Annotated in this window: 7 protein-coding genes, 1 tRNA gene and 1 riboswitch; of the genes, 3 read left to right on the top strand and 5 right to left on the bottom strand. The window is 60.1% G+C overall.

What is annotated here, in order from left to right; genetic code table 11:
* Positions 1-132: 132 nt before the first annotated feature.
* Positions 133-205, bottom strand: a tRNA-Glu gene (locus tag RWL87_RS08830).
* A gap of 971 nt (positions 206-1,176) precedes the next feature.
* Here RWL87_RS08830 and RWL87_RS08825 point away from each other — a divergent pair.
* Positions 1,177-1,758: a hypothetical protein gene (locus tag RWL87_RS08825; protein WP_313969633.1), complete on the top strand. Its 582-nt coding sequence runs from the start codon at positions 1,177-1,179 to the stop codon at positions 1,756-1,758.
* A 372-nt stretch (positions 1,759-2,130) separates the two neighbouring features.
* Here RWL87_RS08825 and RWL87_RS08820 read toward each other — a convergent pair whose 3' ends face one another.
* Positions 2,131-3,534 carry an FAD-dependent oxidoreductase gene (locus RWL87_RS08820; protein WP_313969632.1) on the bottom strand — a complete coding sequence of 468 codons (1,404 nt, stop codon included), beginning with the start codon at positions 3,532-3,534 and terminating at the stop codon, positions 2,131-2,133.
* Positions 3,535-3,829: 295 nt separating this feature from the next.
* Positions 3,830-4,234, bottom strand: a complete 405-nt coding sequence (locus RWL87_RS08815; RefSeq protein ID WP_313969631.1) for a DUF2218 domain-containing protein — start codon at positions 4,232-4,234, stop codon at positions 3,830-3,832.
* A 348-nt stretch (positions 4,235-4,582) separates the two neighbouring features.
* Between RWL87_RS08815 and RWL87_RS08810 the strand changes: the two genes are divergently transcribed.
* Together RWL87_RS08810 and RWL87_RS08805 are read left to right on the top strand one after the other, a co-directional pair.
* Positions 4,583-6,049 (top strand): NCS2 family permease, encoded by a 1,467-nt coding sequence (locus tag RWL87_RS08810; protein WP_303987581.1) that lies wholly within the window; start codon positions 4,583-4,585, stop codon positions 6,047-6,049.
* Between the two features lie 322 nt (positions 6,050-6,371).
* Complete coding sequence (locus RWL87_RS08805; protein WP_313969630.1) at positions 6,372-7,820, top strand: NCS2 family permease; 1,449 nt, start codon at positions 6,372-6,374, stop codon at positions 7,818-7,820.
* 135 nt (positions 7,821-7,955) lie between these two features.
* Here RWL87_RS08805 and RWL87_RS08800 read toward each other — a convergent pair whose 3' ends face one another.
* The gene (locus RWL87_RS08800; protein ID WP_303949528.1) at positions 7,956-8,384 is read right to left on the bottom strand and encodes a YchJ family protein; all 429 of its coding nucleotides are present in this window, start codon (positions 8,382-8,384) and stop codon (positions 7,956-7,958) included.
* A gap of 135 nt (positions 8,385-8,519) precedes the next feature.
* Positions 8,520-9,947: an LLM class flavin-dependent oxidoreductase gene (locus RWL87_RS08795; protein ID WP_313969629.1), complete on the bottom strand. Its 1,428-nt coding sequence runs from the start codon at positions 9,945-9,947 to the stop codon at positions 8,520-8,522.
* Between the two features lie 114 nt (positions 9,948-10,061).
* A riboswitch (SAM riboswitch) is annotated at positions 10,062-10,143 on the bottom strand. This riboswitch is flagged as partial in the annotation.

Raw genomic sequence — 10,143 nt, 5'->3', positions numbered from 1 at the left:
GGGACTTGAACCCGCGACCTCCGCCGTGACAGGGCGGCGCGCTAACCAACTGCGCTACGGGGCCTTGTTGGAATCAACAGAAATAGATTCTATCTCATCAAACTTGGCTTTGCAAATCGTGAGATTTGCAAGTACCCCCAACGGGATTTGAACCCGTGCTACCGCCGTGAAAGGGCGGCGTCCTAGGCCGCTAGACGATGGGGGCCTAGTCGATCGAACAGGTTCCGTTTTCTTCATCCCGTCGTTCGAACCTCCACTAGTCTATGACAGGTCTGAGGAGGTGCGCAAACCGTTTTGTTCGATTTTGCCCGATTTTGACCCCCATTTTCGACCATTTATAGCCTGGCACATATGTATTTGAGCTTGTCAATGAGGATTCAGAAAAACTTCAAAAAATTTTAAAATTTCTTCACAACACCCCAAATCAGGGGGTTTTGGAGGGGTTTTAGCGGCTTTTGGGTGCCCGCAGGAGCTTCGAGGGAGCCCCACTTACTGCTCAGATTTCTGCGGATTTTCTTCAGATTCTTCCAAAATTTTGTTCCGAAGATACCCCGAAGAGAGTTCGGGATGCTCCGAAGATGCCCAGAAGATACCCGAGCAGCCCCTCAGAAGAATTCCAAGTACCCGCATCCAGCCCCTTAATCCGCCTCACAGCAGCCCAAAAAGCCTCCAAAATATCTCCAAAAAATTTTCGACAACTTTCTATGCGCTTATATAGGACATGCAGGCAAGACGCTACCCTGGGTGCAAATATCTGCAAGAGAGTGCACAGCAACACCTCTTTAGGGGGTTCACCCCAGCCTCCCCGGAGCCCTCAAAAATGTGCCGCGCAAAGCAACTACAGACCAGAATGCACGTAGATGCAAATATTCACTCTTGGGAATACAATAAACCGGCTTGTCAGATGCGTATTTTTCTCTCCGTGCAAGTAAATATGGAATTATGACGACACAGAAATATAAAGATTTGATAAACCTCTAGCGATTGACAAGGACAGATGAAAGCCAGCTGAAAATACCCCCTGAAATGGCTTGAAGCCCCCTCTTTGAGCACCGTACTATAGAGGGCGTGAGGTCACTTCCGGGCCTTGCACGGGGCCACTTCCGGAGCCCCAGACGTAAAGTCACCGCACATTACAGCACCGATAAACCGCATAGAGATCCGAAGGGGGATCCAGTGTCCGCAACGATGAACCGTCGCTCGGCATTCCGTGCACTGGGCGTAGGCACCGCAACCATCGCTCTCGGCTGTGCAGCTGCACCCGCAGCGCAGGCACAGCAGATGGCACATCCGCAGAAGGCAATGACTGCCGACCAGCAGCTCAAGCTGATTCTGCGCCGCCTGGAGCAGGTACCTGCCCGTTTGAAGTATGCGAAGCCTGGATCCTCCAACCGCGTTAATAGCGGCATTGAGAGCGCACTGGGCAACCTGACCACCGTCCAGGGCACTGACGCAGGCCGTCAGATTGCAAGCGCTAAGGCCGCTGTCCGCAAGTCTGATGGACGTGCCCACGCAGCGCTCTCCCCCGTTGGTGTTATCGCCTGCGTTGTCAGTATTGCAAAGTTTGTCATTCAGCTGGGCATCGCCATTTACAAGCTTATTAAGGCACTCGTTAACGCCTTCAAGCAGTGGAAGACCTTCAAGAACATCGTGAAGGCTGTCATTTCTGGTGAAGCCCGCAAAAAGCTGGGTACCGAAACTGAAACCGTACTCAAGGCCATTCTGGGCATTGAAGACGTCCTCAAAAAGTGTGCATAGTCTACACACCGTACGGCTATGCGCTTGTTTAGAGAGCTAATCTTGGTGTTTCTTTAGCTTTCTAGACCCCGTTAAGGGATGCGCCGCACGTGGAGTCACTGCATGGGCTCGCTGCGCGTCCGGGTAGCCGGAGGGTATGTCCTCGAGTGTCTTCGGCACCTACCCAGCCCACCCCGCATGACCTCATGGTGCGGGGTGGGTTTCTTTAACCCCTCTTTCGGGTGAGCGTGCCATAGCACCGGGAGACGCACAGCTCTTCCCTACCGCTCCCCCGCATCCTTATATGCCTTCCTTATATACAGACAAAAATCGACCCCGCACCGGCTCACGGTACGGGGTCGATTTCTATGTTCTACGTACTAGACGGAAGGATTACTCGCCGCGGGAGATGTTGATCATCTCGTCGCGGTCCACAACCTTCACGCGGGCGCGAGGCTCACCGGCTGCGTCCTTGGATACTGCGCCCAGTGCCTTCTCGTGGTCATCCAGGCGGTGCCAGCCTTCCCAGGTGGTGTACTTGATGCCCTTCGAGTCCAGGTATGCGCTGAATGCCTCTGCCTCCGGCTCGGGTGCGGTGTAGAGGTTCTCGCGGTCCTCGAGCAGGTGGGTGATGGTTTCCAGTGCGTCAGACTTGGTGGAGCCAATCAGGCCGACGGGGCCGCGCTTGATCCAACCGGATGCGTACAGGCCGGGAACGACCTCGCCGTTCTCGTCCACGACGCGACCCTCAACGTTGGTGATGACGCCACGCTTGTCGTCGTAACCGATTTCGGGCAGTTCGGAACCGAAGTAGCCGATTGCGCGGTAGACAGCCTGTACGGGGTAGTCCACGTACTCGCCGGTGCCGATGATGCCGCCGTTGCCGTCGAGCTTGTTGCGCTCCATGCGCAGGCCTACGACCTTGCCGTCTTCGCCGAGGATTTCGTGCGGGGACTGCAGGAAGTGCAGGTGCAGGCGGCGGGATGCGGTCTGCTCGTTGTTCTTCTGGTCTTCCAGCCAGCCGCGCAGGGTCTTCATCATGACCTTGGTCTGTGCGTTCTTCTCCATTGCTTCTTCGGAAGCCTCGTCGAACTGGAAGTCCTCTTCGTACAGGACGATGTCCACGTCGCGGGAGTGTGCGAGTTCGCGCAGCTCGAGCGGGGTGAACTTCATCTGTGCGGGGCCGCGGCGACCGAAGACGTGCACGTCGGTCACGGGGGAAGCCTTCAGGCCCTGGTAGACGTTGTCGGGGATTTCGGTGACGAGCAGGTCGTCAGCGTGCTTGGAGAGGATTCGGGAAACGTCCAGGGCGACGTTGCCGTTACCGAGCACTGCAACCTGCTCAGCTTCGAGCGGCCAGGTGCGGGGGTAGTCGGGGTGGCCGTCGTACCAGGAGACGAAGTCTGCTGCGCCGTAGGAGCCGTCCAGATCGATGCCCTCAATGTTCAGGGGTGCATCGAAAATCGCGCCGGTTGCGAAGATGATGGCGTCGTAGTGTTCGCGCAGGTCGGCGAGGGTCAGGTCCTTGCCGTATTCGACGTTGCCGAAGAAACGGATGTCGCCGCGGTCCAGGACTTTGTGCAGTGCGGTGATGATGCCCTTAATACGGGGGTGATCCGGTGCCACACCGTAGCGGATCAGGCCGAAGGGGGCGGGGTAGCGGTCGAAGATGTCGATGGCGACCTCGACGGCGCCGGTGCGGACCTCTTCAGACTTGGTGAGGATGTCGGCGGTGTAAATACCGGCGGGACCTGCACCAATAACGGCGACGCGCAGGGGGCGTGCTGCTTCAGACACGAAAATCTTCCTTTCGAAGTTCACCGCGGGGCGCCCGGTGCGGCGCGAACAGGCGGTGAGCTTAGTGTTCACTTCCTGCCTATTTTACCGGGGATTGACGGGTGTTCGGGGGCTTATATGTCTTCGCCCACTAAATAGGACAATTTTCTGTCACCTAATCCGGGGATGTTACCTAATCCGGGGAGGGGCGGCGCGGTCGGTTCCGGGCGCCTCCGCACGTAGCGGGCATAAAAACTGCCCCGCCCTCCGAGATGCAGGAGGGTGGGGCAGGGTAACGAAGACTAGAAAGCAGGGACTAGGAGGCGGATACCGCCTCAAAGTTCACGACCAGTTCCTCGCGCTCACCGAAGCGGACCAGGTGGCGGTCCAGCACATCCGCCAGGCGGGCGGCCTGTTCGTCGCTATCGGCGCGCACCTCCATGACGAGTGCACCGTCGGTTGCGCGCAGGTCGCCGTAGCCGCGGAAGATGCCGTCGCGGTTGAAGGTGAGGCGCAGGCCGTCGGGCAGTTCTGCGGTGCCGAGCTTGCGGCCCATGTGCGACCCGAGCTGCTTGATGTAACGTGCAGGTCGGTCGGTTGCCACGACGGCGCGCTGGCGTACCGGCAGGGATTCTGCGGCGGGGTAGTTCTCGGCGGGCTGGTTTTCAGCGGGCTGGTTTTCAGCGGGGACTGCAGTGTTTTCCTGGGGAGTTTCAGTCACGGTGGACTCCTTCTTATCTATGCCGAAAAAGGCTCACCACACTGAACCCTGCATCCGGCGACGCGTTGTTTCACCTCGAATATATCAGGGGGTTAGGGTTCACTAACTTAATATGTCATCGTTGTTCGCGCAGGGTGAGAGATAATTACCGCCTATAACGCCGCCCAAGACAGACCCTCTGAACGAAAGCTGGGAATTTCCTGGATTAACGCTCAGAGAAACTTTAACCGTAGAATATTTCGGTAACAACAGTGTCACCTCCCCAACACACCGGGAAGTGGCACTTTTTTATGCGGGTCCGGAACCCCGGCGCCCGCCCCTACTAAGAGTATCTACGGATTTTCACGAATGTCTTCTGAGAACACCGCGGCTCCCCAGAACCCCAAGGCAGAAGCCAAGGGCGCACTGGACCGTTACTTCAAAATCAGCGAACGTGGCTCCACCATCGCAGCAGAATTCCGAGGCGGCCTCGCCACCTTCTTTGCGATGAGCTACATTGTCGTGCTGAACCCCCTCATCATCGGCCTCGGCAAGGACGCATCCGGCAACGCGCTCGGCGTGCCGCAGGTCGCAGCAATGACCGCACTGGTCGCAGGCGTCATGACCATCCTCATGGGCGTCATCGCCAAGCAGCCCTTCGCCATGGCGGCAGGCCTAGGCGTGAACGCGCTGCTGGCAACCACCATCGCCTCCACCCCCGGACTGACCTGGCCCGCCATCATGGGCCTCGTCGTCTGGGCTGGTGTGCTGATGACCATCCTCGTGCTGACCGGTTTCCGCACCGCAGTGTTCAACGCGGTCCCCGAATCGCTCAAGGTCGCAATCGTCGTCGGTATCGGCTTCTTCATCGCCTTCATCGGCCTCGTTAATGCGGGTATCATCCGCCGCATGCCCGACGCAGCCGGTTCCACCGTGCCCGTCTCCTTCGGCGTGAGCGGCCACCTGCTCGGCTGGCCCACCCTGGTCTTCCTGTTCGGCCTGTTCCTCACCATTGCGCTGTTCATCCGCAATGTGAAGGGTGCAATCCTCTACGGCGTGCTCGCCTCCACCGCCCTCTCCATCATCCTGGAGAAGGTCGTGCCCTCCGGCAGCTCCCTGGAGTCCCCCACCGGCTGGTCCCTGAACGTCCCCGTCTGGGACTCCAGCACCAGCAAGCTGCCCGACTTCTCGCTGTTCGGCTCCGCTGACCTGTTCGCAGCCTTCGGCACTCTCGGCGGCATGGCTGCCGTTCTGCTGATCTTCACCATCCTCATCTCCGCGTTCTTCGACGCAATGGGCACCTCCGTCGGTCTCGCGACCGAAGCAGGCACCATCAAGGACGGTCAGATCGAGAACGTCGACAAGGTCCTGCTCGTGGACGCCCTCGGCTCCGTAGCCGGCGGTGGCACCTCCTCCTCCGCAAGCCAGATCTTCGTGGAGTCCGCAACCGGTATCGGCGCGGGCGCACGCACCGGCTTCGCAAACATCGTCACCGGTGTGCTCTTCCTGATCGCGATCTTCCTGACCCCGCTGGTCACCATCGTGCCCTTCGAAGCTGTTGCACCCGCAATGGTGTTCGTTGGCTTCCTGATGATCCGCCAGGCAGTGAACATCGACTGGAACGACTGGGGCCTCGGTATCCCCGCGTTCATGACCATCATCTTCATGCCCCTGGCATACTCCATCGCGGACGGTATCGGCGCAGGCTTCCTGTCCTACGTCTTCATCCGCCTGGTGCAGGGTCGCGGCAAGGAAGTTCACTGGCTCATGTACGTGGTTTCCGCAGTGTTCCTCATCTTCTTCGCTAACGGCCTGATTACCGGCTGGATGCACTAAATACATCGGGTGCCTCACCCTCCCACGTGGAGGCGCGGGCACCATCAGGGCGGGGTACCGGCACCTTCGGGTTGCCGGTACCCCGCCCTGAGCTATTCTCCCCTTGCCCCCCTGGCCCCAGCTACCGAGTCTGGTTCTTGCGCCGGCTGCGGGCGGGGAAACACCACATCACCGACTGAACCGCCGCACACAACGCGTTTCACCGGCACAAGCTGAGCGGCGGCGCCTACAATGGTTGAACCATTGTGGCGCCCGGCATGGCTTTCACCCGTGAAACCGGCGGCGCAACAGTACACACCGAACAACATCAACGGATCCTCACATGTCTGAAACCCCGAAGGCGGCAGCACCCACCAGTGCGCTCGACCGCTACTTCAAGATTTCCGAACGCGGCTCCTCCATCGCCGCAGAATTCCGCGGCGGCCTCGCCGCATTCTTCGCCATGAGCTACATCGTGGTGCTGAACCCCCTCATCATCGGTACCGGTGCCGACGCTTCCGAGCGTACCCTCGGCATCGCACCCGTCGCCGCTGTGACCGCACTGGTCGCAGGCGTCATGACCATCCTCATGGGCGTTATCGCCAAGCAGCCCTTCGCGATGGCGGCAGGCCTGGGCGTGAACGCGCTGCTCGCCTCCACCATTGCCACCACCCCGAACCTGACCTGGGCAGACATCATGGGCCTGGTCGTTCTTGCCGGTCTGATCATGACCGTTCTGGTGCTCACCGGCTTCCGTACCGCGGTGTTTGAGGCGGTCCCCGAATCGCTCAAGACCGCGATCGTGGTCGGTATCGGCTTCTTCATTTCCTTTATCGGTCTGGTCGATTCCGGCATTATCCGCCGCATGCCTGACGCTGCCGGCTCCACCGTTCCGGTGACCCTCGGCGCGGGCGGTCACCTGCTCGGCTGGCCCACCCTGGTCTTCCTCTTCGGCCTGTTCCTGACCATCGCCCTGTTCATCCGTAACGTGAAGGGCGCGATCCTGTGGGGTGTACTCGCCTCCACCGCACTGTCCCTGATTCTGGAGGCGGTTGTCCCCTCCGGTTCCGTGCAGAAGGCGGCAACCGGCTGGTCCCTGAACGTGCCCTCCCTGGCTGACATGAAGTTCACCACCCCGAACTTCTCCCTCATCGGTTCCGCTGACCTGTTCGGCGCGTTCACCCACATCGGCCCGCTGGCTGCGTCGCTGCTGGTGTTCACCATTCTGCTGTCCGTGTTCTTCGACGCGATGGGTGTTTCGGTGGGTCTTGCCGCCGAGGCTGGCACCATGAAGGACGGCAAGGTTGAGGACATCGACAAGGTCCTGCTCGTGGACGCTTTCGGTTCCGTTGTTGGTGGTGGCGCGTCCGGTTCGGCGAACCAGATTTTCGTGGAGTCCGCTACCGGTATTGGTGCGGGTGCACGCACCGGTTTCGCGAACATTGTGACCGGTGTGCTGTTCCTGCTGGCGATTTTCATCTCGCCGCTGGTCACCATCGTTCCCTTCGAGGCGGTTGCCCCCGCACTGGTTGTGGTCGGCTTCCTGATGATCCGCCAGGCCGTGAACATTGACTGGACCGACTGGGGTCTGGGCATCCCGGCGTTCCTGACCATTATTTTCATGCCGCTGTCGTACTCGATTGCGAACGGTATTGGTGCCGGCTTCGTGTCCTACACCTTCATTCGCCTGGTGCAGGGCCGCGGCAAGGACGTGCACTGGCTGATGTACCTGGTGTCCGCGGTGTTCGTGATTTACTTCGGTATGGGCATCATTAACGGCTGGACCCACTAAGTCCGCTAACTCCCGATAATCGCCTCTTTGAGGGGCATATACGAAGAATGGCAGAATCATTCCGGTTTCGGAATGATTCTGCCATTTCTTTATGTGCCCGCACCCTGCACGAGACAGGGGCGACGAGAGCTAGAGTTAGCGGACGTCACCATCCACATAGAACCAGGCGCCGTCCACCTTCTCAAAGCGCGACAGCTCATGCATACTGCCCTTCACCCGCTCCTCCGCAGGAGTGCCCGGCACCGAACGGTAGTAGGCGATAAACTCCACCGTACCGGAGGCGTCAAAGGGACCACCCGAAGCACCCAGAATATCCAGGCGATACCAGCGGATATCGTCCTCCAACTCCAGGGTGCCCGGGCGAGTGCTCGGATGCCAGCTCGCCAACAGGTACGCCGCATCGCCAACCGCAAAGGCGGTAAAACGCGAGCGCATCAGCTGCTCCGGCGCAGGCGCAGTCAGCGTGCCGGAGGCGGCAAACTCGCCCAGGAACCTGCCGCAGCAGGCGCCGTACACCTCGCCGCTCGAGCAGGGGCAGCGGTCATCATGGTTTAGTTCAGTCATGCCACCCAGTATAGAGAAAGCACAGCGCAGAGAAACGCCCGCTCCGCCGAGGACACAGTCCTCAGCAGAACGGGCGTTCTTGTTTTCAATCGTTAAGTTTGAGCGAACCTACACGGTACGCATCAGCGGCAACGCTTATTCAGCGATTGCGCGAGCCGGGGTGTCAGCCGCGGAAGGCTTACCCACGTATGCGCCGCGGTACTTAGCAGCCGGGTGGCTGTCAGCGACCTTGGTGTGGCCCTTACCGAAGATGTTCTCACGCAGGGTGTTGCCCTCGTACTCGGTGCGGTAGCGGCCGCGCTTCTGCAGCTCGGGCACAACGTACTCGATGAAGTCCTCGAAGGAACCCGGGGAGACGTGGTACGCGAGGTTGATGCCGTCCAGGCCACCCTCGTCAATCCAGCGCTCGAGCTCGTCAGCAACCTGAACCGGGTCACCCACGATGACCTCGCCCATGCCACCGATGGTGGTGTGCTCAGCGATGGCCTTGCGGGTCCACTTCTTGTCCTTCGCCTGCAGGGTGAAGGGGGTCAGGAAGGACTGAATCGACTCGGTCTGCACGTAGTTCAGGACCTCGTCCTCGTCGAACTGGGACAGGTCAACGCCGGACCAGCCGCCGATAATAGCCTGTGCAGATTCGAGGTTGATGTACTTCTTGTACTCCTCGTACTTTGCCTTTGCCTTCTCTTCGGTCTCATCCACGATGACGGAGAGCATTGCGAGAATCTTGACGTCGTCGCGGCTACGGCCCTGCTCCTCGGCAGATGCACGGATGCGGTCGGTCACAACGCGGGTCAGGTCGGGGCGCAGGGCGCTGATGAACACAGCCTCAGCGTGCTTACCGGAGAACTTCTGGCCGCGGCTGGATGCGCCAGCCTGGAAAATCACGGGGGTGCGCTGCGGGCTCGGCTCGGTCAGGGAGATGCCGGGCACGGAGAAGTACTTGCCCTTGTGACCAATCGGGTGAACCTTGGAGGGGTCAGCGTAGATGCCGCGCTCGCGGTCCTTGACGACTGCGCCGTCTTCCCAGGAGCCTTCCCACAGCTTGTAGCAGACGTCCAGGAACTCGTCAGCGATATCGTAGCGCTCGTCGTGCGGGATCTGGGTGGGCAGGCCCTGGTTCTCAGCAGCCGAGGGCAGGTAGGAGGTCACCACGTTGAAGCCGACGCGGCCCTCAGTGAGGTGGTCGAGGGAGGCGTAGCGGCGAGCCAGGGTGTAGGGCTGCTCGAAAGTAGCGGCAGCGGTCACGCCGAAGCCGAGGTGCTCGGTCACTGCAGCCATTGCGGAAATCTGGGTTGCGGGGTCATTCACGGGAACCTGAGCGGCACCCTCGATGGCGGGAGCGGCAGAGTTCTTGTACACGTCGTAGATACCGACCACGTCAGCGATGAACACGGCGTCGAACAGGCCGCGCTCAAGGGTCTTAGCCAGGTCAGTCCAGTACTTGATGGTGTTGTACTCGGTTGCGCGGGAGCGCGGGTGACGCCAGAGGTCGAAGCTCTGGTGACCGATGCAGGTCATCTCGAATGCGTTGACTACGATGCGCTTCTTCTGCTCAGCCATCGATTTTCCTTTCGCGAATGATCGGGGACGATCGGGTTTGTACCCTGCACCCCGCGCGCCGCCTCCTTTTTGCCTTCTGCGTTCGGTGGTGGCCTTCGTGCAGGTGGCGCGTTCGCGCCGTACTTGCCTCGTAACGTTGAGGCCAGATCATCATCTGGGGCACCCCGCTACGGGAGAGGGTTGCCGCCCGGCTAGC

The sequence above is a fragment of the uncultured Rothia sp. genome (assembly GCF_963555405.1).
Classification (GTDB): Bacteria; Actinomycetota; Actinomycetes; order Actinomycetales; family Micrococcaceae; genus Rothia.
Note: the sequence above shows the minus strand (reverse complement) of the source record. Positions and strands in the feature narration are given on the sequence as shown.